Genomic DNA, 26,983 nt, shown 5'->3' on the forward strand with positions numbered 1-26,983 from the left:
GTGGCAGATTTCGATACCACCGACTTCGACGCCATCAAGATCTCGCTCGCCTCTGCCGACCGCATCCGCAGATGGTCGTGCGGCGAGGTCAAGAAGCCCGAGACCATCAACTACCGCACGCTCAAGCCCGAGAAGGACGGCCTGTTCTGCGAGAAGATCTTCGGACCGCAGAAGGACTGGGAGTGCGCCTGCGGCAAGTACAAGGGCATCCGCTTCCGCGGCATCGTCTGCGAGCGCTGCGGCGTCGAGGTGACCACGGCCAAGGTGCGCCGCGAGCGCATGGGTCACATCGAGCTCGCGGCCCCCGTGAGCCACATCTGGTACTTCAAGAGCCCCACGAGCTTCCCTCTCGCGCGCCTGCTCGACATCAAGAGCAAGGACCTCGAGAAGGTGCTCTACTTCGCGAGTTACATCATCACGCACGTCGACGTTGAGGCTCGCGAGGCGGACGCCGACGACCTCAAGGAGGAGCTCGCCGCCGACCTCGAGGAGCTCGACGCCGAGCGCGACGAGCAGATCGAGCGCCTGAAGGAGCAGGGCGAGCCGTCCGCCGACGAGTTCGGCGACGTCGAGCCGCTCTCCGCCGACGAGATTCGCGCCGGAATCGCCGACCTCGAGGAGGAGTACGAGGAGGAGAAGGCGCTGCGTCGCGACGCCTACGAGAAGTTCATGCAGCTCGAGGAGCGTGAGCTCATCTCCGACGAGGGGCTCTTCTCCGAGCTCAAGCGCTACTACGGCATCTACTTCAAGGGCGGCATGGGCGCCGAGGCCGTGCGCGAGCTGCTCCGCGGCATCGACCTCGAGTCCGAGGCCCAGAGCCTGCGCCAGATCATCGCCTCCGACGACGCCCAGAAGCAGAAGCGCGAGAAGGCCATCAAGCGCCTCGAGATCGTCGACGCCTTCCTCAAGGGCGGCAACGACCCGGCCAACATGATTCTCGACGTCATTCCGGTCATCCCGCCCGACCTGCGCCCGATGGTGCAGCTCGACGGCGGTCGCTTCGCGGCGTCCGACCTCAACGACCTCTACCGTCGCGTCATCAACCGCAACAACCGACTCAAGCGCCTGCTCGACCTCGACGCTCCCGCGATCATCGTCAACAACGAGAAGCGCATGCTGCAGGAGTCCGTCGACGCGCTCTTCGACAACGGCCGTCGCGGCCGTCCCGTCACCGGGCGCGGCGGTCGCCCGCTCAAGTCCCTCGCCGAGGCCCTCAAGGGCAAGCAGGGCCGCTTCCGCCAGAACCTGCTGGGCAAGCGCGTCGACTACTCCGGCCGCTCGGTCATCGTCGTCGACCCCAAGCTCAAGCTGCACCAGTGCGGCCTGCCCACGCAGATGGCGCTCGAGCTCTTCAAGCCGTTCGTGATGCGTCGCCTGGTCGAGCTCGGCAAGGTCGAGAACATCAAGGGCGCCAAGCGCGCCATCGACCGCCAGATGCCGGCCGTGTGGGACGTGCTCTCCGAGGTCGTCAAGGACCGCCTGGTCCTTCTCAACCGCGCACCCACCCTGCACCGTCTGTCCATCCAGGCGTTCGAGCCGGTGCTCGTTGAGGGCAAGGCGATTCACCTGCACCCGCTCGTGTGCGCCCCCTTCAACGCAGACTTCGACGGCGACCAGATGTCCGTGCACGTGCCGCTCTCCACGCAGGCCCAGACCGAGGCGCGCGTGCTGATGCTGTCGTCCAACAACCTGCGCAGCCCCGCGTCGGGCAAGGTGCTCACCGTTCCCTCCCAGGACATGGTCTTCGGCGCCTACTTCCTGACCACCGAGCAGGGCGCGCGCAGCGAGGAGACCCCGGTCTTCTCCGACTTCGACGACGCCCTCCTCGCCATTGACATGAACGGCGAGCTCGGCATCCAGCAGCCCGTCATCGTGCGCGTCTCCGCCGCCGACGCCAATGTCGAGCAGGATGGTCGCAAGATCTTCCGCGTGCTCACGGGCAAGGGGACCTTCGAGGACTTCGACGTGACCGAGCGCTCGGCGCGCTTCGAGACCACGCCCGGCCGCATCATCTTCAACCGCCAGTGCCTGCCCGCCGACTACCCCTTCATCAACTACAAGATGGTGAAGAGCGACATCAGCGCGCTGGTCAACGACTGCTGCGACCGCTACACCACGGCCGAGGTCGAGCCGATCCTCGACGCGATCAAGGAGACCGGCTTCCACTACGCCACCATCGCGGGCCTGACGGTCTCCGTCTGGGACGCCACGATTCCCGAGGACAAGCCCCAGCTGCTCGAGGAGGCGCAGGAGCGCGTCGACGAGATCAACGAGTACTACGAGGACGGCTTCCTCTCCGAGGTGGAGCGTCACACCGAGGTCGTCAACGCCTGGACCGAGTGCACCGACCTGCTCGCTACCGAGATGCTCGCGGGCTTTGCCGAGGACAACCCCATCTACATGATGGCCGACTCCGGCGCCCGTGGCTCCAAGACGCAGCTCCGTCAGCTCGCCGGCATGCGAGGCCTCATGGCCGACATGTCCGGTGACACGATCGACCTTCCGATCAAGGCCAACTTCCGTGAGGGCCTCGAGCCGCTCGAGTACTTCATCTCGACCTACGGCGCCCGCAAGGGCCTCGTCGACACGGCGTCGCACACCTCCGACTCCGGCTACCTGACCCGCCGACTCGTCGACGTCGCCCAGGACGTCATCGTGCGCGAGGAGGACTGCGGCACCGACGAGGGCGTCACCTACCCGCTCATCAAGCCGGGCCAGAGCGAGGTCGACACCGACCTCATCGGCCGCTGCGCCCTGAACGACATCTGCGACCCCGCCACCGGCGAGGTGCTCATCGCACGGGACGCCTACGTCGAGTCCAAGGACCAGCTTGAGATGCTCGTCGAGCGCGGCCTCAAGAAGATCGAGCTCAGGGCGCTTTTGACCTGCAAGTCCAAGTACGGCGTCTGCCAGAAGTGCTACGGCTGGGACCTCTCCACCCGTCGTCCGGTCAACATCGGCACGGCCGTTGGCATCATCGCCGCGCAGTCCATCGGCGAGCCGGGCACCCAGCTCACGATGCGTACCATTCACTCCGGCGGCGTCGCGGGCGCCGACGACATCACGCAGGGCCTCCCCACGGTCGCCCGCATGTTCGACGTTGTCGGTAACGTCAACGAGAAGATCCTTGGTCGCGAGGCGGACCTTGCGCCCGTCTCCGGTCTGCTGCGCATCACGCCCGAGCAGACCGAGTACCTGCTGCGCATCTACGACACCGAGGACGCCTCGCGCATCGTCGACGAGTGGCGCGTGCCCGCGTCCGTGCGCTTCATGCCGGGCGTCGAGGATGGCGTCGAGGTTCGTGCCGGCGACCAGATCACCCGCGGCTTCGTGAACTTCCGCAAGCTGCGCAAGCTCACCGACATCGAGTCGACGATGCACACCTTCGTCGAGTCCGTCAAGGACGTCTACACCTCGCAGGGCGTGGACCTCAACGACAAGCACATCGAGGTCATCGCGCGCCAGATGCTGCGCCGCGTCCAGGTCACCAACCCGGGCGACTCGCAGTACCTGCTCGGCCAGTACGTCGACCGCTACGTCTTCGCCGACGCGGTCCGCGACATCGCCCTCGCCGGCGGCACGCCGCCCGAGGCGGAGCCGGTCATCCTCGGCACCCTCAAGGTGGCGAGCTCCATCGACTCCTGGCTGTCCAGCGCGTCGTTCATCCGCACGGCCGGCGTCCTCACCGAGGCCGCCATCGAGGGCGACGTCGACCACCTGCTCGACCTCAAGTCAAACGTCATCGTGGGCAAGCAGATTCCCGCGGGTACCGGCCTCTCGGCCTACCACGACGTCAAGCTCACCTACCACGGGACCGAGATCGACGGCCCCACGTCCCCGCTCGCCAAGAGCCTGCCCGAGTGGGCGCCCGACGAGCTCAAGGGCATCGAGGAGCAGCTTCCCAAGCAGCTGGACTGGGTGGGCGACGACTACGGCTTCGGCGGCGTCTACTCCAAGAACGGTCGCACGCTCTCCAGCGAGGACGCGAAGCTTTACCTCTTCGACGACCTCGGCGTCTCGCAGCGCTGGACCAACAAGTTCAGCGAGGTGGGCATCGAGACCGTGGGTGACCTCATCGGCAAGACCGAGGACGACCTGCTGCGCATCGACGGCATCGGCGCCAAGGCGATCGAGGAGCTCCGTGACGGCCTCGAGGCGCGCGGCCTGCTCTACATCCTCGAGCCCGATGACTCCGAGGCGGACAGCGAGGACCTCTCCCAGCTCCTGAACATGGTCTTCTCGCCCGACGCCGACGCCGACATCATGCTCGGCACGGCGGCGCCCTCCACGCACCACTTCGATGACGACGAGCTCATCGGCGGCTCCGACTCGCCGGCCGGCGACTCTGACATCATCAACGAGGACCTCGGGTCCCTCGACGACCTGCTCTCCCAGGTCGTTCGTCAGGAGGCCGAGCACGAGGAGTAGCGCTCCCGTCCTCCGCTGAATCCGATCGGGCGCCGGTTCCGCACTTCGCGGGGCCGGCGCCCTCTTGTTTCTCCCGTGTCCAGTGACGGGGGTCCGCCCACCCGGGCCGCGGGCGCTACGTGTCCGACGCCGGCCTCAGGGAGGCCTGCTCGGCGGTGAGGGACATGCGCCCCGAGGGGGTCTCCAGCACGGCACGCCCCCAGGGGTCCACGTCGACGAGCGTTCCCCGTGCAAGCTCGGCGCCGCTCTCCGGATCGCGTGCCACGACGGCGGCACTCATCCAGGCGAGCCGGGCGAGGTAGTCCTCGCGCACGCCGTCGAGCGGTCGGTCGCCGTCGGCCGCAGACCAGGCGTCCACTCGCGCCACGATGTGGTCGCGCAGCGCCGCGGCGAGCCCTCCGACGTCGGTCCCCGCGTCTGCGGAGGCCGCGGGAGCGAGCTCGGCGAGGGAAACGGCAGCGAGGTCGCGCGGGGCGGCGGAGACGTTGACGCCGATGCCGCAGACGGCGAAGGCGTCGCCCGCCGTGCCCCGCACCGCCTCGACGAGGATGCCGGCAAGCTTGCGCTTGCGTGCCAGGATGTCGTTGGGCCACTTGAGCAGGGGCTCGCGGGAGGGGGCGAGCGCGCGCAGGGCGTCGAGCGCCCCGACCCCGCAGGCCGCGGCGAGGCCCGGCAGCCGCGCGGGGGTGACACGCGGGCGCAGCACCACGGAGAGGTAGACGTTGCCGCGCGGAGACTCCCAGGCGTGTCCGCGACGCCCACGACCTGCGGTTTGTTTGCGCGCTGCCACTGCGGCGCCGTGCGGTGCCCCAGCGAGTCCGAGGGTGCGCGCGACGTCGTTGGTGGAGCCGACGGCGTCGAGAACGGTGATTGGTGGGAGCGTCATCGCGGCCCTTTCCTGCGGTATCCGGTCGGGTGGACGGGGCGACTCAATTGTAGGGAAGGCGCGCCCGTGTCCCGCCTGCTGCCGCCCACCGTCACTTTTGCGCCCGTGCACGTTTCCGATGTGGAGGAGTCGTGGCAAAATTGAGAAGCTGAACAATGTCGTGGCTTGGTCCTCCGCACTTTGACTAGCCTACCAAGAAGATGTTGACGGGTTAACATTGCGTGGACCGCGGCAACCGGATGACAGGGGGGCAAGAAGGTGGGATTTCGCATTCTTGGTACGGGCTCGGCGCTCCCGGAGCGCTCCGTGACCAACGATGACCTCTCCGAGTTCCTGGACACCTCCGACGAGTGGATCTTCCCGCGCACGGGCATCAGGAGCCGCGGAATCTGCACGACCGAGACGCTCGACGAGCTCGCCGTGACGGCGTGTCGCCGTGCGCTCGAGGCGGCGGGCGTCTCCGCGGGGGAGCTTGACCTCATCATCTGCTCCACCACGAGCGGGGACCACCTCATCCCGGCGGAGGCCTGCGCCGTCGCCGAGCTCATCGGCGCGTCCTGCCCGGCCTTCGACCTCTCCGCCGCGTGCGCGGGCTTCGTCTTCGCCCTCGACGTCGCGGACGGCTACCTTGCCCGCGGGCGCGGCGAGCGCGTGCTCGTGGTGGCGGCCGAGAAGATGAGCCGGCTCGTCGACTGGTCCGACCGCGCGACCTGCGTCCTGTTCGGGGACGGCGCTGCCGCGGCGGTGCTCGGCCCCGACGGCGAGAACCCCCTCGCGCTGCGCCTCACGACCGAGCCATCCGTTGACATCCTTCACGTTCCCGGAGTCGCCGGAAGCTCCCCCTACGACGCGACCGAACGCCCCGCCAGTGTGCTCGCGATGGAGGGGCGTCGCGTCTTCAAGTTCGGCGTGAACGCCATCTGCGACTCCGTCCAGGCGCTCTGCGAGCAGGCGGGCGTCGCGGTCGACGACATCGACCACTTCGTGTTTCACCAGGCCAACGAGCGCATCCTCTCCTCGGCGGTGCAGCGGCTCGGCATCGACAACGCCAAGGTGGCGCGCGCGCTTGAGGAGACGGGCAACATCTCGAGCGCGTGCATCCCGCTCGCGCTCGACCGGCTCGCGCGCGCGGGCGAGCTCAAGGGGGGACAGCTCGTCGTCCTCGTCGGCTTCGGGGCGGGCCTCGACACGGGGGCGTGCCTCCTTCGCTGGGACCGACCCGGCGACTAGGGGCGCTTCGCGCGAGCGCACCACAACAGTCCATCGGCGCGCCCGACCGGGCGCACGGAGATAAGGAGAAAGAACCATGGCAGATCAGAGCACCTTCGACCGCGTGTGCGCCATCGTCCGCGAGCAGGGCGGCCTCGACGACGTCGAGCTGACCGCCGACACCACGCTCGCCGAGGTCGGCCTGGACAGCCTGGCGACCGTCGAGGCCGTCATGGCCTGCGAGGACGAGTTCGGCATCGAGATCGACGCCGAGTCCAACCCCACCACGATCGGCGAGTTCGTCGACATGGTCGACGCCCTTCTGGAGAACTAGTCATGCTGCGCACCCCCATCTGCGACCTCCTCGGTATCGAGAAGCCCGTCTTCCAGGGCGGGATGGCCTGGATCGCCGACGCCTCCCTCGCCTCCGCTGTGTCGGAGGCCGGCGGCCTGGGCATCATCGCGGCCATGAACGCGAACGCCGACTGGCTGCGCGACCAGATCCACGAGCTCAGGAGCAAGACGGACAAGCCCTTCGGCGTGAACGTGATGCTCATGAGCCCGTTTGCCGACGAGGTTGCCCAGGTCGTCATTGACGAGCACGTTCCCGTGGTCGTCACCGGCGCCGGCAACCCGACCAAGTACATGAAGGCGTGGAACGCGGCCGGCATCAAGGTCATTCCCGTGGTCGCCTCCGTCGCAATGGCCAAGCTCGTGGCTCGCGCCGGCGCCGTCGCCGTCGTCGCCGAGGGCACAGAGTCTGGCGGCCACATCGGCGAGACCACGACCATGGCCCTCGTGCCGCAGGTCGTCGACGCCGTGAAGATCCCCGTGATCGCCGCCGGCGGCATCGCCGACGGCCGCGGCGTGGCCGCCGCCCTCATGCTCGGCGCCGTGGGCGTCCAGGTGGGGACGCGCTTCCTCGTTGCCGACGAATGCACCGTGTCCGACCAGTACAAGGACATGGTTCTCAAGGCCAACGACATCTCCACCCGCGCCACCGGTCGCTCCACCGGCCACCCCGTCCGCGCCCTCAAGAACCCCTTCTCCAACGCCTACTTCAAGATGGAGTCCGAGGGCGCCTCGGTCGACGAGCTCAACGCCTTTGGCACGGGCGCGCTGCGCAAGGCGGCCAAGGAGGGCGACTACGAGCACGGCTCGTTCCTCTGCGGCCAGATCGCCGGCATGGTGAAGGAGCGCCAGAGCGCCCTCGAGATCGTGGACGACCTCGTGAACGGCGCCGAGAAGGTCCTGGCGGGGGCGAGCCAATGGGTAAGGTAGCGTTCCTCTTCGCAGGCCAGGGCGCCCAGCACCCTGGCATGTGCGCGGACCTCATCGAGTCCGAGCCCGCTGCCCGCGCCGTCTTCGAGGCGGCCGACGCCGTGCGTCCCGGCACCACCGACCAGTGCCTCTCCGGCACCAAGGAGGAGCTGGCGCAGACCATCAACACCCAGCCGTGCGTCTTTGCCGCCGACCTTGCCGCCGCCCGCGCCCTCGAGGCGCGCGGCGTGCGTCCGGACGTGGTGGCGGGCTTCTCGCTGGGCGAGGTCGCCGCGCTCACATATGCCGGCGCCTACACCGACGAGCGCGGCTTCGAGCTTGTGTGCCACCGCGCCGAGCTCATGGCGGACGCAGCCGAGAAGAACCCCGGGGCGATGCGTGCCGTGGTGAAGCTCGACGCCGCCACCGTGGAGCGCCTGGCCGCCGAGGCGGGCGACGCTTGGCCCGTGAACTACAACAGCCCCCTGCAGACCGTCGTGGCCGGTACGGAAGAGGCCTGCGAGAGGCTCGACGCGCTCGTGAAGGAGGCGAGGGGCCGCGCGATGAAGGTGGCCGTCTCGGGTGCCTTCCACAGCCCGTTCATGGCTGAGGCCGAGCGTGGGCTCGCCGCCTACCTCGCGGACGGCCACGCTCCTGCCGAGCCCGCAGTCCCCGTTCTTGCCAACCGCACCGCCGAGGCATACCCGGCCGACGAGGATGCCCGCGTGGCGCTTCTCGCCAGCCAGGTGGCCAACCCCGTGCAGTGGGTCCGCACCCTCGAGGCCATGGCGGCCATGGGCGTGGACACCTTCGTCGAGGTGGGTCCTGGAAAGACGCTCACGGGCCTCGTGACCCGCACGCTCGAGAACGTCACGGCGCTGCCGTGCGAGACCGTCGAGCAGCTCGAGGCGGTTCTCGCCGCGCTCGCCGACGCCAAGGAGGAATAGATGGCCGAGAAGACCGGAACCCTTGAGCGTGACGCCGGCCGTCGCGTCGCCCTCGTGACGGGCGCCTCCCGCGGCATCGGGCGCGCCGTCGCCGAGGGGCTTGCTGCCGACGGCTTTGACCTCGCGCTCGTCTACGCCGGAAACGAGGCTGCGGCAGCGGAGACCGTCGCCGCCTGCGAGGCCGCCGGCGCCACCGCGCGCACCTACCGCTGCGACGTCTCGGACGCCGAGGCCGTCAAGGCCATGGCGGACGCGGTTCTCGCCGACTTTGGCTCCGTGTGGGCGCTCGTCAACAACGCGGGCGTCACGCGCGACGGCCTGCTCGTCAGGATGTCCGACGAGGACTTCGCCCGCGTCATAGACGTGAACCTCAAGGGCGCGTTCCACACCATCCGCGCCCTCTCCCGTACCCTCATGCGGCAGCGCGGGGGCCGCGTCGTGAACATGGCCTCGGTCGTCGGTCTCATGGGCAACGCGGGGCAGGCGAACTACGCCGCCTCCAAGGCGGGGCTCATCGGCCTCACCAAGTCCGTCGCGCGCGAGCTCGCGCCGCGCGGGGTGACGGTGAACGCCATCGCCCCCGGCTTCGTCGAGACGGACATGACGGCCGTGCTCTCCGACGCCGTGCGCGAGAACTACGAGAAGCAGATTCCGCTCGGGCGCCTCGCGGCGGCCGACGAGGTTGCCGCCGTCGCGCGCTTCCTCGTGAGCGACGCCGCCTCATACGTGACCGGCGAGGTCATCCGCGTCGACGGCGGCATGGCGATGTAGCTGGTACGCGTGCAAAAGGGACAGTCACTTTTGCACGCGCACATGACGGACGTGCAAAAGTGACTGTCCCTTTTGCACGCGTTGGGAGTTGAGATGGAACACAGGGTTGCAATCACCGGCATCGGCGCCGTGACGCCGCTTGGCAACACTGCCCGGGAGACGTGGGACGGCATGGTGTCCGGCCGCTGCGGCATCGGCCCCATCACCCACTTCGATACCGAGGCCTTCAAGGTCAAGGTGGCCGCCGAGGTCAAGGGCTTCGACGCCGCGGCGCTGCTCGGCAAGCAGGAGGCCGCCCACCAGGACCCGTACGCGCAGTATGCCCTCGTCGCGTCGGACGAGGCCATGGCGGACTCCGGCCTGGACGCTGAGGGGGCGATTGACCACGAGCGCCTCGGCGTGTACGTCGGCTCGGGCGTGGGCGGAATCCAGTCCTACACCGACAACGTGCACACCATCGACGCGCGGGGCCCGAGGCGGGCGTCGCCGTTCATGATCACGATGATGATCTCCAACATGGCGACGGGTGCGATCGCCATCCGCCACAAGGCGCTCGGCCCCACCCTTCCCGTGGTCACCGCCTGCGCCACCTCGGCGCACGCGGTGGGCGAGGCCTTCCGCGCCATCAAGCACGGCTATGCCGACGCCATCCTCGCCGGCGGCGCCGAGGCTGCCATCATGCCCGACTCCATTGCGGGCTTCACGAGCTGTCGCGCCCTCACGACCAACCCCGACCCCGCAACCGCGTGCCGCCCCTTCGACGCGGACCGGGACGGCTTTGTCATGGGCGAGGGCGCCTGCGTGCTCGTGCTCGAGGAGTGGGACCATGCCGTGGCACGCGGGGCGCACATCTATGCCGAGGTCGTGGGCTACGGCAACACCGATGACGCGCACCACATCACGAGCCCCGATCCCGAGGCCGCCGGCATCACCCGCGCCATTCGTCTCGCCGTCGAGGAGGGTGGCGTGAGACCCGAGGAGGGGCTCTACATCAACGCGCACGGCACCTCGACCAAGCTCAACGACGCGTCCGAGACGCTCGGCTTCAAGCAGGCCCTGGGCGAGGAGGCCGCCCGCGCAGCGCACGTCTCCTCCACCAAGTCCATGACCGGCCACATGATCGGCGCCACGGGTGCCGTCGAGGCCATGGCCTGCGCGCTCGCCCTCGAGAACGGCGTCGTGCCGCCCACAATCAACTACCGCACGCCGGACCCGGCGTGCGATCTCGACTACACGCCCAACGAGGCGGTGGAGTGCCAGCTCACCTGGGCGCTCTCCACCAACCTCGGATTCGGAGGACACAACGCCGCCCTGGCGCTGCGTGCCGTGGAGAGGAGCTAGCTCATGGACGCTTCCAAGATCGCCCAGGTCGCTGACATCATGACGAGCCGTGGCCTCACGCGCGTGCGCGTGGAGGAGCCGGACGGCTCTGCCATCGAGCTGGAGTGCGGCCCCGTCGCGCCGGCCCCCGAGCCTGTCGCGGCGTCGGACGACGCGCCGCTCGACATGTCCCACACCACCGCCGTGCGCGCGCCGATGGTGGGCGTCTTCTACGCCGCCCCCGCTCCGGGCGCCGAGCCCTTCGTGCACGTCGGCTCGAAGGTCAAGAAGGGCGAGACCCTCTGCGTCATCGAGGCCATGAAGGTCATGAACGAGGTCACGGCCGAGGCCGACGGCGAGATCGTTGACATCTGCGTGCATGACGGCGACCTCGTCGAGTACGGTTGCTGCCTCATGAAGATCTACTAGGGGGGCAGACATGAACAGGGAAGAGCTCAAGAGCCTGCTTCCGCACCGAGAGCCCATGCTGCTCCTCGACGAGGCCGAGGTCGTGGACGGGGAGGCCCACGGCAAGATCACCATTACCGGGGACGAGTTCTTCGTCCAGGGCCACTTTCCGGGGAACCCCATCGTCCCCGGCGTCATCCAGTGCGAGATGCTGGCGCAGAACTGCTGTGTCCTGCTCGCCAACGATCTCGCGGCGAAGGGGGCCACGCCCTTCTACACGAGCCTCGACAAGGTGCGCTTCAAGCACCCCGTGCGCCCCGGCGACACGATCGAGCTCACGTGCCGCATCACCAAGAGTCGCGGGCCCTTCCGCTTCGCCACGGGCGAGGCGCGCGTGAACGGGGAGCTCTGCTGCCAGGCGGAGATGTCGTTCGCGCTCATGTAGTGACAACGCCGGCCGTGCAAAGGGGACAGTCACTTTTGCACGGCCGGCGCCGAGCGTGCAAAAGTGACTGTCCCCTTTGCACGCAACCCGGGGAGGCAAGATGTTCGACAAGATTCTCATTGCGAACCGCGGGGAGATCGCGGTTCGCGTGATACGCGCGTGCAAGGAGATGGGCGTCAGAACCGTTGCGGTCTACTCGACGGCGGACGCCGAGGCGCTCCACGTCGCCCTCGCCGACGAGGCCTACTGCATCGGAGGCCCTCGCCCCGCGGACTCCTACCTCAACGAGGACGCCATCCTCACCGTGGCGCTCAAGTCCGGCGCCAAGGCGATTCACCCGGGCTACGGGTTCTTCTCGGAGAACGCGCACTTCGCCCGCGAGTGCCAGGAGTGCGGCCTCGTCTTCGTGGGCCCCTCGGCCGAGGTCATCGAGCGCATGGGCGACAAGGACGCCGCGCGTCGGACCGCCCGCTCGGCGGGCGTGCCGATCGTCCCCGGCTGCGACCTCCTCACGAGCCCCGAGGAGGCCGTGGCCGAGGCCGAGCGAATCGGCTGCCCCGTCCTCATCAAGGCCCGCTCGGGCGGCGGCGGTCGCGGCATCCGCAAGGTCGAGCGCGCGGAGGACGCCGCGCGGGCGTTCACCGAGGCGCGCGCGGAGGCCGAGGCCGCATTCGGCGACGGCGAGTGCTACATGGAGAAGTTCGTCTCGCCCGCCCACCACGTCGAGGTCCAGGTGCTGGCGGACGCGCACGGAAACGTGGTGTCGCTCGGCGAGCGCGAGTGCTCCGTCCAGCGCCGCAACCAGAAGCTCATCGAGGAGAGCCCCGCCCCGTGCCTGGATGCGCATCCCGGCGTGCGCGAGCGCATGCACAAGGCCGCGCGAGACCTCACGCGCGCCGTCGGCTACGTGGGCGTGGGCACGATCGAGTTCCTCTTTGCCGACGACGGTCAGTTCTACTTCATGGAGATGAACACCCGGCTGCAGGTCGAGCACCCCGTCACGGAGTTCGTGAGCGGCGTCGACCTCGTCAAGTGGCAGCTTCGCGTGGCGGCCGGCCGGGAGCTGCCCTTCTCCCAGGACGACATCTCCATTGCCAACCACGCCATCGAGTGCCGAATCAACGCGGAGACGCCCGAGTTCCTGCCGTCGTGCGGCGAGGTCACCATGCTGCACGTGCCCGGCGGCCCGCTCGTGCGCTTCGACTCGGCGCTCTACGTGGGTGCCGTCGTGCCGCCGTACTACGACTCGCTGCTCGGCAAGCTCATCGTGTGCTCCTCGACGCGCGAGGAGGCCATCCGAAAGATGCGCTCCGCCCTGGGCGAGCTCGTGATCGAGGGCGTGGCGGAGAACAGCGAGCTGCACCTCGACATCCTCTCCAACCCCGAGTTCGTCTCGGGGAACTACCACACCAACCTGATGGAGCACCTCTATGAGCAGTAGGAGAGAGAAGAGCGTCAACGCGCTCGAGGGGCCGGTGACCGACGTCGCTGCCGAGTTCCCCGAGCGCCACGTCCTCGTCAAGTGCCCGGGATGCCGGCGCGTCATCGACCAGACCAAGCTCCGGGACAACCTCGACGTGTGTCCTCGCTGCGGCCACCACCTGCGCCTGTCCGGCAGGAAGCGCATGCGCGTCACGGTTGACGCGGGGACGTTCGAGGAGTGGGACCGCGACCTCGCCGCAACGGACTTCCTCGAGTTCCCCGGCTACCCCGAGAAGCTCGAGGCGGCGCGCGAGAAGAGCCACGAGGCGGATGCGGTGGTCTGCGGCCGCGGCCTCGTGGGAGGGCACGACTGTGCCCTGTTCTTCATGAACGCCGACTTCATGATGGGCTCGATGGGCTCGGTCGTGGGCGAGAAGATCTGCCGCGTCTTCGAGCGCGCCACCGAGCTCGGCCTTCCCGTCGTGGGATTCACCGTCTCCGGCGGCGCCCGCATGCAGGAGGGCACGACCTCGCTCATGCAGATGGCCAAGGTCTCCGCCGCCGTCAGGCGTCACTCCGAGGCGGGGCTGTTCTACGTGACCGTCCTCACCGACCCCACCACCGGCGGCGTCACCGCGAGCTTTGCCATGGAGGGTGACGTCATCATCGCCGAGCCCGGCGCGCTCGTGGGCTTTGCCGGTCCGCGCGTCATCGAGCAGACCACCCACAAGCGCCTCCCCGCCGGCTTCCAGCGCGCCGAGTTCCTGCTCGAGCACGGGTTCTGCGACCTCATCGTCACGCGCGGCGACATGGTGGCGACCCTCTCCGAGCTGCTTGCCCTGCACGAGGGCGTCGCGCCGGCGACGGGCGCGCCGCACGCCCTCTCCCATGAGGAGCCGCGGGGCCGCAGGTCCTCTCGCGCGCGCCGCGCGCCGGAGCCCGAGACCGCCTACGACATCGTCAAGCTCACGCGATCCACTGACCGGGCGACGTCGCTCGAGCTCATCGAGCGATCGCTCGACGGCTTCGTCGAGCTGCACGGGGACCGCCTCTTCGCCGACGACGCGGCGGTCGTGGCGGGCATCGGGTGGAAGGGCGACCGCGTGATGACCGTCGTGGCCATCGAGCGCGGGAGCTCCACCAAGGAGCGCGTGCGCAGGAACTTCGGCATGGCGCACCCCGAGGGCTACCGAAAGGCGCAGCGCCTCATGCGGCAGGCCGAGAAGTTCCACCGTCCCGTTCTCTGCCTCGTGGACACCTCTGGGGCCTACTGCGGGATCGGGGCGGAGGAGCGCGGGCAGGGCGAGGCCATCGCGTCGAGCCTCGTGGAGATGAGCGGCCTGTCCACCCCCATCGTGAGCGTCGTGGTGGGGGAGGGCGGCTCGGGCGGCGCCCTGGCGCTCGCCGTCGCCGACCGCGTCCTCATGCTCGGGAGCGCCGCGTACTCCGTGGTGAGCCCCGAGGGGTGCGCATCGATCATCTGGAAGGACGCCAAGCGGGCCGACGAGGCCGCCGAGGCGCTGCGCATCACGGCCCCGGACCTCGCGAGGCTCGGTATCATTGACGGCGTGGTGCCCGACTTCGGGCTCACGCACGCCGAGATTGCCCACGACCTCATGCGCGAGGTCGAGCTCGCACTCGACGAGCTCGACGGGCTCTCGTCGGACGAGCTCGTGTCGAGGCGATACGACAAGTTCCGTGCAATGGGAGGCGACCGCATATGCTCTCGATAGTCTCTGACTCCACCTGCGGCCTCACGCGCGAGGAGGCCGCCGAGCTGGGCGTCGACGTCGTGCCGATGTCCTACTCCATCGACTCGTCGCTGCGCAGCGAGGGCTTTGTCGGCGAGAACGGCGACTACGCCGAGCTGCTCGACTCGGGACACCACATCGCCACGCAGGCGGTGCGGACGTCGACCTTCGAGGCGGTCTTTCGCCGTCACCTCGACGAGGGCGACGACGTGCTGTGCGTCACCATCTCCTCGCGCCTCTCGGGCGCCTATCGCAGCGCCGAGGACGCCGCGTCGCTCGTGCAGAGCCCGCGCCTGGCGGTGCTCGACTCATGGGTGACGGCGGGGGCGCTCGAGTTCCTGCTGCGTCGTGCCCGCGCCCTCGCCGACGGCGGTTGCTCGCTCGACGAGATCGTGGACGACCTGACCGAGCTGCGGGGCGGCACGCGCATCGTCTTCAGCGTCCCCGACATGGAGGCGCTCTCGCGCAGCGGCCGTCTCGGCGCGATCAGGAGGGCGGTGGCGACCAAGCTCAACCGCTACCCCGTGATGGAGCTTCAGGAGGGCGGCATCGTCAAGCTCTCGGACGGGCGCGGCGCGCGCGGCATGGCGGCGGAGATGGTCGACCGAGTTCCCGGCGAGACCTCCGACCTCGTGATCTCCCACTTCGGTCCGCGCGGCGACGAGGCGCGTGAGGTCTTCCTCGCGGCGCGCACGCGCTTCCCCGAGGCGAGGATTCGCGTCAAGGACGGCGGCCCGGTGCTTGCGGAGCACCTCGGCGTCGGTGCCGTGGGGCTCGCCTGGGCGTAGGCGTCCCGGGAGCACGCCCCATGCGCGTTCGGGGGCGATGGCCCGATGAGTTCGGACGGGCGTACTTCTCGCCGAAGCGCGAGGGTGCGCCCGTCTGCGTTTGCGCGGCCTCGCGTGAAGGAGCCGTGGAGGATGGATACGCCCGGGTCCGTGGCGTTTTGACAACAGGTGCCCGTGGGCGTAGAGTTCATCGTCGCGTCAATCCGGGGCAGAGGTGCTGCTCGGCCCTTGAATACGAGAAAAGAGCACGTCGATAGTATAGAAGGAGAGAGCTTTGCCTACTATCAACCAGCTGGTTCGCAACGGGCGCGTGAGCGTCAAGTCGAAGTCCAAGAACGCCGCCCTGCAGCACAACCCCCAGAAGCGCGGCGTCTGCACCCGCGTCTTCACCACCACCCCGAAGAAGCCGAACTCGGCCCTGCGCAAGGTCGCCCGTGTTCGCCTCGTCAACGGCATCGAGGTCACGGCCTACATCCCCGGTGAGGGCCACAACCTCCAGGAGCACTCCATCGTCCTGATCCGCGGCGGCCGCGTGCGCGACCTCCCCGGCGTCCGCTACAAGATCATCCGCGGTGCCTATGACTGCGCCGCCGTCCAGAACCGCCAGAAGGCCCGTTCTCGCTACGGCACCAAGCGCCCCAAGTAGTCACACCGCGTAAACGTACCTAAGATCTGAGGAGATAGAACATGCCGCGTCGTGCATCCAAGACCCACCGCCGCGAGGTTCAGCCGGACGCCGTCTACAACAACCGTCTCGTCTCGCAGCTCATCAACAAGGTCCTTCTTGACGGCAAGAAGGCCACTGCCGAGCGCATCGTCTACGGTGCCTTCGACATCGTGGCCGAGAAGTCCGGCGAGGACGCCCTCGCCGTCTTCAAGAAGGCCATGGACAACATCCGCCCGACCCTCGAGGTCAAGCCCAAGCGTGTCGGTGGCGCCACCTACCAGGTGCCCATGGAGGTCAACTCCCGTCGTGCCACGCAGCTCGCCATTCGCTGGATGGTCAACTTCTCGCGCGCCCGCAAGGAGAAGACCATGGCCGAGCGCCTCGCCAACGAGATCCTCGACGCCTCCAACGGCGTCGGCGCGTCCGTGAAGCGTCGCGAGGACCTCTTCAAGATGGCCGAGGCCAACCGCGCCTTCTCTCACTACCGCTTCTAGTTCGCTGATCCGAGGAGAAGCTACCTATGGCAAAGGTTAAGTACCAGCTCAAGGACATGCGCAACATCGGCATCATGGCGCACATCGATGCCGGCAAGACCACCACGACCGAGCGCATCCTCTACTACACGGGCAAGACCCACAAGATCGGCGAGGTTCACGACGGCGCTGCGACCATGGACTGGATGGTCCAGGAGCAGGAGCGCGGCGTGACCATCACCTCCGCGGCCACCACGTGCTTCTGGAAGGACCACGTCATCCAGATCATCGACACCCCGGGCCACGTTGACTTCACCTCCGAGGTCGAGCGCTGCCTGCGCGTCCTCGACGGCGCGGTCGCGGTCTTCGACGCCGTCGCTGGCGTCCAGCCGCAGTCCGAGACCGTCTGGCGTCAGGCCACCACGTACGGCGTTCCCCGCATCGCCTTCATCAACAAGTTCGACCGCGTGGGCGCCGACTTCTTCCACGCCATCGAGACCATGAAGGACCGCCTGCACGCCAACGCCGTCGCGGCCCAGATTCCCATGGGCGCCGAGTCCAACTTCTGGGGTCTCGTCGACCTGGTCACCATGACCGCGTGGGACTTCAAGGAGGACTCCAAGGGCATGATCTACCCGGAGCCCATGGACTCCATCCCCGAGGAGTTCGTCGACCTCGCGCAGGAGAAGCGCGAGGAGCTGCTCGACGCCGCCTCCAACTTCTCCGACGAGATCATGGAGGCCGTCCTCGAGGAGCAGGAGGTTCCCGTCGACACCCTGAAGGCCGCTCTTCGCAAGGGCGTCATCGACGGCGAGCTCAACCTCGTCTTTGTTGGCTCCGCGTACAAGAACAAGGGCATCCAGGAGCTCCTCGACGCCGTCGTCGACTACCTCCCGAGCCCGCTTGACGTCACCGAGATCGACGGCACGAACCTCAAGGGCGAGCCCGAGGTCCGTCACGCTGACGTCAAGGAGCCCTTCTCCGCCCTCGCCTTCAAGATCATGACCGACCCGTACGTGGGCAAGCTCACCTACATCCGCGTCTACTCTGGTCAGGCCGAGGCCGGTTCCTACGTCTACAACTCGGTCAAGGACAACCGCGAGCGCCTGGGCCGCATCCTCGAGATGAACGCCAACGACCGCGTTGACCGCGAGGAGTGCTCCGCCGGTGACATCGTCGCCTGCGTCGGTCTCAAGAACACCACCACCGGTGAGACTCTCTGCGACGAGAAGCACCCCATCATCCTCGAGTCCATCGAGTTCGCCACCCCGGTCATCTCCGTCGCGGTCGAGCCCAAGACCAAGGCCGAGCAGGACAAGATGTCCGTTGGCCTCGCCAAGCTCGCCGAGGAGGACCCGACCTTCCAGGTCCACACCGATCACGAGACCGGCCAGACCATCATCTCCGGCATGGGCGAGCTGCACCTCGAGATCATCGTCGACCGCCTGCGCCGCGAGTTCAAGGTCGACTGCAACGTGGGCAAGCCGCAGGTTGCCTACCGCGAGACCGCCGGCAAGGCCGTCATGCACGCCGAGGGCAAGTTCGTCCGCCAGTCCGGTGGTCGCGGCCAGTACGGCCACGCGGTCATCGACATGGAGCCCAACGAGGAGGGCAAGGGCTACGAGTTCGAGAACGCCATCGTCGGTGGCGTCATCCCGAAGGAGTACATCCCCTCGATCGACAAGGGCATCCAGGAGGCGCTCGAGAGCGGCGTCATCGCTGGCTACCCGGTCGTCGACATCAAGGTGAAGCTCATCGACGGCTCCTACCACGAGGTCGACTCCTCTGAGGCCGCCTTCAAGATCGCCGGCTCCATGGCCATCAAGGACGCCCTCAAGAAGTCCGATCCCGTCCTGCTCGAGCCCATCGAGGAGGTCGAGGTCGAGACCCCCGAGCAGTACATGGGTGACGTCATGGGCAACCTCTCCAGCCGCCGCGGCAAGATCGAGGGCATGGAGGACCGTCGCGACACCAAGGTCATTCGCGCCAAGGTGCCCCTGGGCGAGATGTTCGGCTACGCCACCGACCTCCGCTCCCAGACGCAGGGCCGTGCGAGCTACACCATGCAGTTCGACTCCTACGAGCCCGTCCCGAAGAACATTCGCGACGAGATCGTCGCCAAGAACGGCGGAAGCGCTTCTTAAGTCAACGACCACGAGCCCTAGCTCATTTGGAGGTACACAGTGTCAAGCCAGAAGATCAGGATTCGCCTCAAGGGCTACGACCACGAGGTCGTTGATCAGTCCGCGAAGCTCATCGTCGACACCGCCCAGAAGACCGGTGCCCGCGTGTCCGGCCCCATCCCCCTGCCCACCGAGCGCAACCTCTACACGGTCATCCGCTCGCCGCACAAGGACAAGGACTCCCGCGAGCAGTTCGAGATGCGCACCCACAAGCGCCTCATTGACATCCTCGATCCCTCGCCCTCCACGGTCGACTCGCTCATGCGCCTCGACCTTCCCGCGGGCGTTGACATCGAGATCAAGCTCTAAGGCCACTCGCCTGTAGCAACCTGGGAGCCCCCGGGCTTGCACGCGGAAGCGCACGTACGTGAAGCTTCCGCTTGGCAAGCCAGGGGGCTCTTGCTGTCGGTCGGTGGGGCACGACCGTCTGGACGGGCCTGTTGCCAACTCGAAACCTTGGGACGCTACCATGGCGAGAAGAACGGTGACGTTGGGGGGCTGCCATGAACATCGTGTGCCTTGACCTCGAGGGCGTGCTCGTGCCCGAGATCTGGATCGCCTTTGCCGAGGAGTCGGGGATCCCGGAGCTTCGGCGCACCACGCGCGACGAGCCGGACTACGACAGGCTCATGGCCTACCGGCTCGCCATCCTGCGAGAGCGGGGCCTCGGTCTCCCCCAGATACAGGACGTCATCTCGCGCATCGAGCCCCTGCCCGGGGCGCGCGCCTTCCTGGACGCTCTGCGCGAGCGCACGCAGGTGGTCATCATCAGCGACACCTTCGAGGAGTTCGCGCGCCCGCTCATGGCCAAGCTCGGTTGGCCAACCCTTCTCTGCAACTCGCTCGACGTGGCGCCGGACGGCGAGATTCTCGGTCACCTGATGCGGTGCGAGAACTCCAAGCTCACGACCGTGCGAGCCCTCCAGTCCTGCGGGTTCGAGACAATTGCCGCAGGGGACTCGTTCAACGACCTTGCGATGATTCAGGCCAGCAAGGCCGGATTCCTCTTTAGGGCGCCCGCGTCGATCAGGGCGGCAAATCCCGAGCTACCTGCCCTTGAGACCTATGACGAGCTCCTGCGCGCCATCGTGGGGGCGCTCTAGGGCGGTCTGTGGCCCGACGACATCGCCTTCTCCTGCGCGGCCGCGAGCGAGACGAGGCCCTCGAGTGGGCGTATCATGGTCCGGCGAGAAGGGAGGGGCCATGGCAACGCTCTATCTTCTGAGACATGGTCAGACCGAGTTTAACCTTCAGCACCGCGTGCAGGGACACTGCGACTCCCCGCTCACCGAGCTTGGGGTGCGGCAGGCGCATGCCGCTGGTACCTGGCTCGCGGCGCGGCGCGTGAGGTTCGACCGGATATTCTCGTCCCCCCTCGGACGGGCGCTTGCGACGGCTGAGGTGGCGCGGGGGGAGCTTCTCGCCGCGGGGCTTCCGGAGCCTGAGGTCGAGACGGCCGAGGGGCTCGTCGAGCGCAGCTACGGCCCCTTCGAGGGCGGTCCCGCCGCAGACGTCCCCGCCGAGCTCTGGGATCCCGGAGAGGCGCTCGTGCCCTATGGCGGGGAGGGGAGCGTCGCGCTGCGTCGCCGCATCGTGGCAACCCTCAGCGACCTGATGCTCGCCTCCGGGTCCGGCAACGTGCTTGCCGTGAGCCACGGCTCGGCGACCCTGCAGTTCAAGCGCGCATGGGGGCACCTCGCTCGCTGCCCGCAGGACGTGAGGCTCGGCAATTGCTGCGTGCTCGTCTACGAGTTCGATTGCTCTTCTCGGCAGTTTTCCTGCGAGGAGATCGTCAACCAGGACCTCTGAGGGGAGCGTGCAAAGGGGACAGTCACTTTCGCACGGGCGGAACGCGCCGTGCGAAAGTGACTGTCCCCTTTGCACGCCTTTGCAGGCAATGGATACGCCCGGCGGCGCGGCAAATCGAGCCCCAGCTCAGACCCCACAAATCTTTTGCGGAGACATTGTGAATTCCCAGATGGCCGTGTAGACTAGACAGGCTGCGCAAAAGGGGATTGCTGTGTCAAGCCCCGGTAAGGGCAGCAGATACAGGACGTGGTCCGCTGGGGAGGGGCAAAGGGTGCCCCAAGGTCCCATGACCACCGAGGGTTAGGAAAGAGCATGGTCAGCATGATCCTTGGCCGCAAGCTTGGGATGACGCAGATCTGGGACGAGAACGACAACGTCGTGCCCGTCACCGTCATCCAGGCTGGCCCCTGCACCGTCTCGCAGGTCAAGACGAAGGCGACCGACGGCTACGACGCCGTCCAGATCGGCTTCGGAGACATCTCCGCCAAGCACGTCAACAAGCCCATGGCCGGCCACTTCGCCAAGCAGGGCGTCGAGCCGATGCGCTACCTGCGCGAGGTTCGCGTCGAGAACGGCGAGGAGCACCACACCGGCGACGTCGTGACCGTCGCTGACTTTGCTGAGGTCAAGGCCGTCGACGTCATCGGCACCTCCAAGGGCAAGGGCTTCCAGGGCACTGTCAAGCGCTGGAACTTCTCCCGCGGCCCCATGACCCACGGCTCGCGCAACCAGCGCCGCCCCGGTTCCATCGGCCAGTGCGCCTACCCCGCGCGCGTTCGCAAGGGCCTGCACATGTACGGCCACATGGGCGACGCTCGCGTGACGGTCAAGAACCTCAAGCTCGTTCGCGTTGACGCCGAGCAGAACCTCATGCTCGTCAAGGGCGCTGTCCCCGGCGGCAAGAACGCTCTCGTCCAGATCCGCATGGCCTAAGTGCCAGGAATACTCTTAGGCTAACAAGGAGGACAGAATGTCCAAGTACGCTATCAAGAACGCTGAGGGGGCTCAGGTCGCCGAGGCCGAGCTCGCCGACGGCGTCTTCGGCATCGAGCCGAACATCCCCGTCATCCACCAGGTCGTGGTCTGCCAGGACAGCTGCGCTCGCCAGGGCACCCACTCCGTCAAGAACCGCCACGAGGTCTCCGGCGGCGGCGTCAAGCCGTATCGCCAGAAGGGCACCGGTCGCGCCCGTCAGGGCTCCATCCGTGCCGGCCAGTGGACCGGCGGCGGCGTGATCTTCGGGCCCACCCCGCGCAGCCACGCCAAGCGCATCAACAACAAGATGGTCAAGCTTGCCATGCGCTCCGTCCTCTCCGGCAAGGTTGCCGACGGCGAGCTCGTGCTCGTTGACAGCCTCTCCTTCGAGAAGCCGTCGACCAAGCAGGCCATCGCCCTTCTCGCCGCCCTCGGCGTCTCCGAGAAGCGCGTGACCGTCGTTGTCCCCGACGATGACGTCAACACCTACCTCTCGTTCCGCAACATCCAGCGCGTGAACATCATCGGCGTCTCCGAGGCCTCCACCCGCACCCTCATCGACAACGGTGCCCTCATCATGACCCCCGACATCGCGAAGAAGCTCGAGGAGGTGCTCGCGTAATGAACTCCGTCTACAACGTGATCGTTCGCCCGATCGTCTCCGAGCGTTCCTTCGACCTCATGGAGCAGGGCAAGTACACCTTCGAGGTGGCCAAGAACGCCCCCAAGGAGGAGATCGCCGCTGCCGTCGAGAAGCTGTTCGGCGTGCACGTGGTGAAGGTCAACACCATGAACGTCTCCGGCAAGAAGAAGCGCGTCCGCTACCAGACCCCTGGCACCACGCGCTCCTGGAAGAAGGCCGTCGTGACCCTCGCCGCCGGCGAGACGATCGAGATCTTCGGCAACCAGCAGGCCGCCGAGTAGCCCATGGCACCCCGCCCGCGCTTCCGAAAGGAAGCCGGGCTTTCATGCCGCGCACGATGGATACGCGCGGTACCGTGGTAAATCCGGTGTCGCCCGCCACTCCCTGAGCGGGTTGGCCAACGGAAAAGAAGGGAAAGGTTTCAATGGCAGTCAAGCACCTCAAGCCCACGAGCGCCGGCAGGCGTTTCCAGACGGTCTCGGACTTCTCTGAGATCACCTGCACCACGCCCGAGAAGTCGCTTCTCGAGCCCCTGCCCAAGAAGGCCGGCCGCAACAACAACGGTCGCATCACCACCCGTCACCAGGGCGGCGGCCACAAGCGCCAGTATCGTCGCATCGACTTCAAGCGCCGCAAGGACGACGTCCCTGCCAAGGTCGCCACGATCGAGTACGATCCCAACCGCTCTGCCCGCATCGCCCTGCTGCACTATGTCGACGGCGCCAAGGCCTACATCCTGTGCCCCGAGGGCCTGCACGTCGGCGACGTCGTCCTGTCCGGCACCAAGGATGTCGACATCAAGCCCGGCAACTGCATGCCGCTCTCCGAGATCCCGGTCGGCACCCTCGTCCACGCCGTCGAGTTCCAGCCCGGCAAGGGCGCTGCCATGGCTCGCGCTGCCGGCACCTCGGTCCAGCTCATGGGCAAGGACAACGGCTACGCGATCCTGCGCATGCCCTCCTCCGAGCTTCGTCGCGTCCTGCTGACCTGCCGCGCCACCATCGGCGAGGTCGGCAACGCCGAGCACTCCAACATCGTGGTCGGCAAGGCCGGTCGCAGCCGCTGGGCCGGCGTCCGCCCGACCGTCCGTGGTACGGTCATGAACCCGGTCGACCACCCGCACGGCGGCGGCGAGGGCAAGAACCACACCTCCGGCCGTCCGTCCGTCACGCCTTGGGGCAAGCCGACGAAGGGTTACAAGACCCGCGACCCGAAGAAGGGCTCCAACCGTCTGATCATCCGTCGTCGCAAGTCCAAGTAGTCGACACACGAGTAGTAGGAGATAGAAAGCATGAGCAGAAGTCTCAAGAAGGGCCCGTTCGTGGAGACTCGCCTCCTCGCGCGTGTCGCCGCCCAGAACGAGGCCGGCACCAAGGAGGTCATCAAGACCTGGTCGCGTTCCTCGACCATCTTCCCCGAGATGGTGGGTCACACGATCGCCGTTCACGACGGTCGCAAGCACGTGCCCGTGTACGTCACCGAGTCCATGGTCGGGCACAAGCTGGGCGAGTTCGCCCCCACCCGCACCTTCCGTGGTCACAAGGAAAAGTAGGGGGTAGGGAGTTAACATGCCTCAGAACACCAACACCAACGAGGTCCGCGCGACGGCCAAGTACGTTCGCGTCGCCCCGCGCAAGGCTCGCGCCGTCGTCTCTCTGATCCGCAACCTCCCGGTCGAGAAGGCCCTCGAGGTCCTGCAGTTCTCGACCCGCGCCGCCTCCGTTGACGTGGCCAAGGTCCTGCGCTCCGCGATCGCCAACGCCGAGAACAACAACGGCCTGCGCGGTGACACCCTGTACGTGAAGCTCGCCTACGTCGACGAGGGCCCCACGCTCAAGCGCATCCGTCCTCGCGCCAAGGGCTCCGCTTCCCGCATCAACAAGCGCATGAGCCACATCACCGTCGTCGTCGCTCCGCGAAAGGAGGCGTAAGCGAGCATGGGTCACAAGGTTCAGCCTACCGGCTTCCGTCTCGGCATCACCGAGGAGTGGCGTTCCCGCTGGTACGCCGATAAGAACTACGCCGAGAACCTCGGCAACGATCTTGCCATCCGCTCCTACCTCGAGAAGCGTCTCGCCAAGGCCGCCCTCTCCCGCGTCGACATCGAGCGCGCCGGCGACAAGGTGAAGGTCACCATCTACACCGCTCGCCCGGGCATCGTCATCGGCAAGAAGGGCGCCGACATCGACGTTCTGCGCTCCGACCTCGAGAAGGTCGCCGGCGTCTCCAAGGGCCAGGTCGCCGTTGACGTCATCGAGGTCAAGCGCCCCGAGCTCGACGCCAACCTCGTCGCCCAGTCCGTCGCCGAGCAGCTCGAGCAGCGCGTCGCGTTCCGTCGCGCCATGCGCAAGGCCGTCCAGTCCGCCCGCAAGGCCGGCGCCAAGGGCATCCGTATCCAGTGCTCCGGCCGCCTCAACGGCGCCGAGATGGGTCGTCGTGAGTGGTACCGCGAGGGTCGTGTGCCCCTGCACACCCTTCGTGCCGTGATCGACTACGGTCAGGCCACCGCTCGCACCACCATGGGTGCCTGCGGCATCAAGGTTTGGGTCTACTTCGGCGAGAAGCTCCCCGGCCAGCCCACGCCCCGTCCGGCGCTTGAGGGCTCCAGCCGTCCCCGTCGTGGTCGCAACGAGAGGAGGAACCGCTAATGCTCGCACCTAAGCGCGTTCTTCACCGCAAGGTTCAGCGCGGCTCCATGAAGGGCCACGCCAAGGGCAACACCGAGCTGCACTTTGGCAGCTACGGCATCCAGGCCCTCGAGGCTCACTGGATCACCAACCGCCAGATCGAGGCCTGCCGTGTCGCCATGACGCGTTACATGAAGCGTGGCGGCAAGGTCTGGATCACCATCTTCCCCGACAAGCCCATCACCAAGAAGCCGGCCGAGACCCGCATGGGTTCCGGCAAGGGCAACCCGGAGGAGTGGGTGGCCGTCGTCAAGCCGGGCCGCATCATGTTCGAGATCGACGGCGTCGCCGACGAGATCGCGCGTGAGGCTCTCCGTCTCGCTCAGCACAAGCTGCCCATCAAGACCAAGATCGTCACCCGCACCGAGCAGGACGGGGAGGAATAGTCAATGAAGTACACCGACATCAAGGCCATGAGCGACGAGGAGCTCGCCAAGAAGCTTGAGGAGGGCCGTGCCGAGCTCTTCAACCTCCGCTTCCAGATGGCCACGAGCCAGCTTGACAACACGGCTCGCGTGAAGACCGTCAAGAAGGGCATCGCGCGCGTTCTCACCGAGCAGCGCGCCCGTCAGATCGCCGCGGAGAAGTCCGCTGCGCAGAACTAGATCGCAGGAGAATGACTATGGCTGAGACCACTAGGAACGCGCGCAAGGTCGTCACCGGGACGGTCGTCTCCATCTCTGGCGACAAGTCCATCACGGTCAAGATCGACTACCGCAAGCGTCACCCCAAGTACGGCAAGATGATGACCATCTCGAAGAAGCTCCACGCTCATGACGAGAACAACGAGTGCGGCCTCGGCGACACCGTTACCGTCATGGAGACCCGCCCGCTGTCCAAGACCAAGCGTTGGCGTCTCGTGGAGATCGTCGAGCGCGCCAAGTAAGTATCAGTGACGAGCCTTCCCATGTGCGCCGCACGTTAGGGCGCACCTCTGGGCGGGCACACGTTCGGAGGAACACCAATGATTCAGATGGAGACCATGCTCAACGTCGCTGACAACAGCGGCGCCCGACGCGTTAAGTGCGTCAAGGTCCTCGGTGGCTCCAAGCGTCGCTACGCCGGCCTGGCCGACGTCATCATCGGCGCCGTGCAGGAGGCCACGCCGGGCGGACAGGTGAAGAAGGGCGACATCGTGCGTTGCGTCATCGTCCGCACCGTCAAGGAGACCCGCCGCAAGGACGGCAGCTACATCAAGTTCGACAACAACGCCTGCGTCCTGGTCAACAAGGACGGCGAGCCCAAGGGCACCCGTATCTTCGGGCCCGTTGCCCGCGAGCTCCGCGACCACAAGTACATGAAGATCGTCTCGCTCGCGCCTGAGACGCTCTAGGGAGTGAGGACGAATGGCTAAGATGCATGTGAAGAGCGGCGACAAGGTCGTCGTGCTCTCCGGTAAGGACAAGGGCAAGGAGGGCACCATCCTCCGTGCCAAGCCCGCCGAGGGCAAGGTGCTCGTCGAGGGCGTCGCCGTCGCCAAGAAGGCCGTGCGCCCCAACGCCCAGAACCAGCAGGGCGGCATCATCGAGCAGGAGGCCTTCATTGACGCCTCCAACGTCATGGTCATCTGCCCGAGCTGCGGCAAGCCCACCCGCACCGGCCACGACGTGAATGACGAGGGCAAGAAGGTCCGCGTCTGCAAGAAGTGCGGCGCCAAGTTCTAGGACCTCGGATCTAGCGCGTGTTCGGGTCCCGACGCTCACAGAGCGCCGGGACCCGTTTCTTTTGCTCGTCTTGGCTGATGCCTTGCGTCGTGGCGAGTTTGTCAACCTAATGTGTGCATACCGCGATGTGGCGAATCTGCTGGAATTTCTGTGGACGAAGGCATAAACTGTTTCCTTGCGTCTGTAGGTAGGGACCTTTGTGCCTCGGGCGCTCGACACAGGCTCCCGGCTCGCCGCGCCGGGAGGT

At 67.2% G+C, this 26,983-nt stretch carries 31 protein-coding genes; 30 read left to right on the forward strand and 1 reads right to left on the reverse strand.

Features of this window, described 5'->3' with window-relative positions; translation table 11 throughout:
* Complete coding sequence (locus BQ7106_RS08270; protein WP_072374102.1) at nt 1-4,428, forward strand: DNA-directed RNA polymerase subunit beta'; 4,428 nt, start codon at nt 1-3, stop codon at nt 4,426-4,428.
* A gap of 115 nt (nt 4,429-4,543) precedes the next feature.
* Here the strand turns inward: BQ7106_RS08270 and BQ7106_RS08275 are convergent, their stop codons facing one another.
* Complete coding sequence (locus tag BQ7106_RS08275) at nt 4,544-5,314, reverse strand: biotin--[acetyl-CoA-carboxylase] ligase (protein WP_072374105.1); 771 nt, start codon at nt 5,312-5,314, stop codon at nt 4,544-4,546.
* Between the two features lie 258 nt (nt 5,315-5,572).
* On the opposite strand from BQ7106_RS08275, the gene BQ7106_RS08280 reads away from it, so the two are divergent.
* The 29 genes from BQ7106_RS08280 to rplX all read left to right on the forward strand — a co-directional run bounded on the left by BQ7106_RS08280 (nt 5,573) and on the right by rplX (nt 26,736).
* Nucleotides 5,573-6,544: a beta-ketoacyl-ACP synthase III gene (locus tag BQ7106_RS08280; RefSeq protein ID WP_072374108.1), complete on the forward strand. Its 972-nt coding sequence runs from the start codon at nt 5,573-5,575 to the stop codon at nt 6,542-6,544.
* Between the two features lie 76 nt (nt 6,545-6,620).
* Entirely contained in the window at nt 6,621-6,857 is a 237-nt protein-coding gene (locus BQ7106_RS08285; RefSeq protein WP_072374111.1) for an acyl carrier protein, read from the forward strand.
* Nucleotides 6,858-6,859: 2 nt separating this feature from the next.
* A complete protein-coding gene (gene fabK, locus BQ7106_RS08290; protein WP_072374114.1) occupies nt 6,860-7,804 on the forward strand; it encodes an enoyl-[acyl-carrier-protein] reductase FabK in 945 nt (314 codons plus the stop codon).
* On the forward strand, nt 7,792-8,730 hold the full coding sequence (locus BQ7106_RS08295; protein WP_072374117.1) for an ACP S-malonyltransferase: 939 nt from the start codon (nt 7,792-7,794) through the stop codon (nt 8,728-8,730). The genes fabK and BQ7106_RS08295 overlap by 13 nt, the downstream gene beginning before the upstream one ends.
* Entirely contained in the window at nt 8,731-9,501 is a 771-nt protein-coding gene (gene fabG / locus BQ7106_RS08300) for a 3-oxoacyl-[acyl-carrier-protein] reductase (protein WP_072374120.1), read from the forward strand.
* A gap of 93 nt (nt 9,502-9,594) precedes the next feature.
* Nucleotides 9,595-10,842 carry a beta-ketoacyl-ACP synthase II gene (fabF, locus tag BQ7106_RS08305; protein WP_072374124.1) on the forward strand — a complete coding sequence of 416 codons (1,248 nt, stop codon included), beginning with the start codon at nt 9,595-9,597 and terminating at the stop codon, nt 10,840-10,842.
* Between the two features lie 3 nt (nt 10,843-10,845).
* The gene (accB, locus tag BQ7106_RS08310) at nt 10,846-11,250 is read left to right on the forward strand and encodes an acetyl-CoA carboxylase biotin carboxyl carrier protein (protein WP_072374127.1); all 405 of its coding nucleotides are present in this window, start codon (nt 10,846-10,848) and stop codon (nt 11,248-11,250) included.
* Between the two features lie 10 nt (nt 11,251-11,260).
* On the forward strand, nt 11,261-11,674 hold the full coding sequence (fabZ, locus tag BQ7106_RS08315; protein WP_072374130.1) for a 3-hydroxyacyl-ACP dehydratase FabZ: 414 nt from the start codon (nt 11,261-11,263) through the stop codon (nt 11,672-11,674).
* Between the two features lie 100 nt (nt 11,675-11,774).
* Entirely contained in the window at nt 11,775-13,115 is a 1,341-nt protein-coding gene (gene accC, locus BQ7106_RS08320) for an acetyl-CoA carboxylase biotin carboxylase subunit (RefSeq protein ID WP_072374133.1), read from the forward strand.
* Nucleotides 13,105-14,829, forward strand: a complete 1,725-nt coding sequence (gene accD, locus BQ7106_RS08325; RefSeq protein ID WP_072374136.1) for an acetyl-CoA carboxylase, carboxyltransferase subunit beta — start codon at nt 13,105-13,107, stop codon at nt 14,827-14,829. The genes accC and accD overlap by 11 nt, the downstream gene beginning before the upstream one ends.
* On the forward strand, nt 14,817-15,635 hold the full coding sequence (locus BQ7106_RS08330; protein ID WP_072374139.1) for a DegV family protein: 819 nt from the start codon (nt 14,817-14,819) through the stop codon (nt 15,633-15,635). Before accD ends, BQ7106_RS08330 begins: the two co-directional genes overlap by 13 nt.
* Nucleotides 15,636-15,909: 274 nt before the next feature.
* Nucleotides 15,910-16,281, forward strand: a complete 372-nt coding sequence (gene rpsL, locus BQ7106_RS08335; RefSeq protein ID WP_072374142.1) for a 30S ribosomal protein S12 — start codon at nt 15,910-15,912, stop codon at nt 16,279-16,281.
* Nucleotides 16,282-16,322: 41 nt separating this feature from the next.
* The gene (gene rpsG, locus BQ7106_RS08340; RefSeq protein WP_072374145.1) at nt 16,323-16,796 is read left to right on the forward strand and encodes a 30S ribosomal protein S7; all 474 of its coding nucleotides are present in this window, start codon (nt 16,323-16,325) and stop codon (nt 16,794-16,796) included.
* A gap of 26 nt (nt 16,797-16,822) precedes the next feature.
* A complete protein-coding gene (fusA, locus tag BQ7106_RS08345; protein ID WP_072374148.1) occupies nt 16,823-18,919 on the forward strand; it encodes an elongation factor G in 2,097 nt (698 codons plus the stop codon).
* Between the two features lie 39 nt (nt 18,920-18,958).
* A complete protein-coding gene (gene rpsJ, locus BQ7106_RS08350; protein WP_072374151.1) occupies nt 18,959-19,267 on the forward strand; it encodes a 30S ribosomal protein S10 in 309 nt (102 codons plus the stop codon).
* Nucleotides 19,268-19,461: 194 nt separating this feature from the next.
* Complete coding sequence (gene thrH / locus BQ7106_RS08355; protein ID WP_072374154.1) at nt 19,462-20,061, forward strand: bifunctional phosphoserine phosphatase/homoserine phosphotransferase ThrH; 600 nt, start codon at nt 19,462-19,464, stop codon at nt 20,059-20,061.
* A gap of 100 nt (nt 20,062-20,161) precedes the next feature.
* Entirely contained in the window at nt 20,162-20,767 is a 606-nt protein-coding gene (locus BQ7106_RS08360; protein ID WP_072374157.1) for a histidine phosphatase family protein, read from the forward strand.
* A 312-nt stretch (nt 20,768-21,079) separates the two neighbouring features.
* A complete protein-coding gene (gene rplC, locus BQ7106_RS08365; protein WP_072374160.1) occupies nt 21,080-21,700 on the forward strand; it encodes a 50S ribosomal protein L3 in 621 nt (206 codons plus the stop codon).
* Nucleotides 21,701-21,737: 37 nt separating this feature from the next.
* Nucleotides 21,738-22,364 (forward strand): 50S ribosomal protein L4, encoded by a 627-nt coding sequence (gene rplD / locus BQ7106_RS08370; RefSeq protein ID WP_072374163.1) that lies wholly within the window; start codon nt 21,738-21,740, stop codon nt 22,362-22,364.
* Nucleotides 22,364-22,666: a 50S ribosomal protein L23 gene (rplW, locus tag BQ7106_RS08375; protein ID WP_072374167.1), complete on the forward strand. Its 303-nt coding sequence runs from the start codon at nt 22,364-22,366 to the stop codon at nt 22,664-22,666. The genes rplD and rplW overlap by 1 nt, the downstream gene beginning before the upstream one ends.
* 143 nt (nt 22,667-22,809) lie before the next feature.
* Complete coding sequence (rplB, locus tag BQ7106_RS08380; protein WP_072374170.1) at nt 22,810-23,646, forward strand: 50S ribosomal protein L2; 837 nt, start codon at nt 22,810-22,812, stop codon at nt 23,644-23,646.
* 30 nt (nt 23,647-23,676) lie between these two features.
* Nucleotides 23,677-23,937, forward strand: coding sequence for a 30S ribosomal protein S19 (gene rpsS / locus BQ7106_RS08385; RefSeq protein ID WP_072374173.1), 261 nt, complete (start codon nt 23,677-23,679; stop codon nt 23,935-23,937).
* A 16-nt stretch (nt 23,938-23,953) separates the two neighbouring features.
* Complete coding sequence (gene rplV, locus BQ7106_RS08390; protein WP_072374176.1) at nt 23,954-24,316, forward strand: 50S ribosomal protein L22; 363 nt, start codon at nt 23,954-23,956, stop codon at nt 24,314-24,316.
* Nucleotides 24,317-24,322: 6 nt separating this feature from the next.
* Entirely contained in the window at nt 24,323-25,033 is a 711-nt protein-coding gene (rpsC, locus tag BQ7106_RS08395; protein WP_072374179.1) for a 30S ribosomal protein S3, read from the forward strand.
* Nucleotides 25,033-25,458: a 50S ribosomal protein L16 gene (gene rplP, locus BQ7106_RS08400; RefSeq protein ID WP_072374182.1), complete on the forward strand. Its 426-nt coding sequence runs from the start codon at nt 25,033-25,035 to the stop codon at nt 25,456-25,458. Before rpsC ends, rplP begins: the two co-directional genes overlap by 1 nt.
* 3 nt (nt 25,459-25,461) lie before the next feature.
* Nucleotides 25,462-25,677, forward strand: coding sequence for a 50S ribosomal protein L29 (gene rpmC / locus BQ7106_RS08405; RefSeq protein ID WP_072374185.1), 216 nt, complete (start codon nt 25,462-25,464; stop codon nt 25,675-25,677).
* A gap of 17 nt (nt 25,678-25,694) precedes the next feature.
* On the forward strand, nt 25,695-25,958 hold the full coding sequence (gene rpsQ, locus BQ7106_RS08410) for a 30S ribosomal protein S17 (protein WP_072374188.1): 264 nt from the start codon (nt 25,695-25,697) through the stop codon (nt 25,956-25,958).
* Nucleotides 25,959-26,036: 78 nt separating this feature from the next.
* A complete protein-coding gene (rplN, locus tag BQ7106_RS08415) occupies nt 26,037-26,405 on the forward strand; it encodes a 50S ribosomal protein L14 (protein ID WP_072374191.1) in 369 nt (122 codons plus the stop codon).
* Between the two features lie 13 nt (nt 26,406-26,418).
* Complete coding sequence (gene rplX / locus BQ7106_RS08420; RefSeq protein WP_072374194.1) at nt 26,419-26,736, forward strand: 50S ribosomal protein L24; 318 nt, start codon at nt 26,419-26,421, stop codon at nt 26,734-26,736.
* Nucleotides 26,737-26,983: the final 247 nt, after the last annotated feature.

The sequence above is a fragment of the Thermophilibacter mediterraneus genome (assembly GCF_900119385.1).
Taxonomy (GTDB): domain Bacteria; phylum Actinomycetota; class Coriobacteriia; order Coriobacteriales; family Atopobiaceae; genus Thermophilibacter; species Thermophilibacter mediterraneus.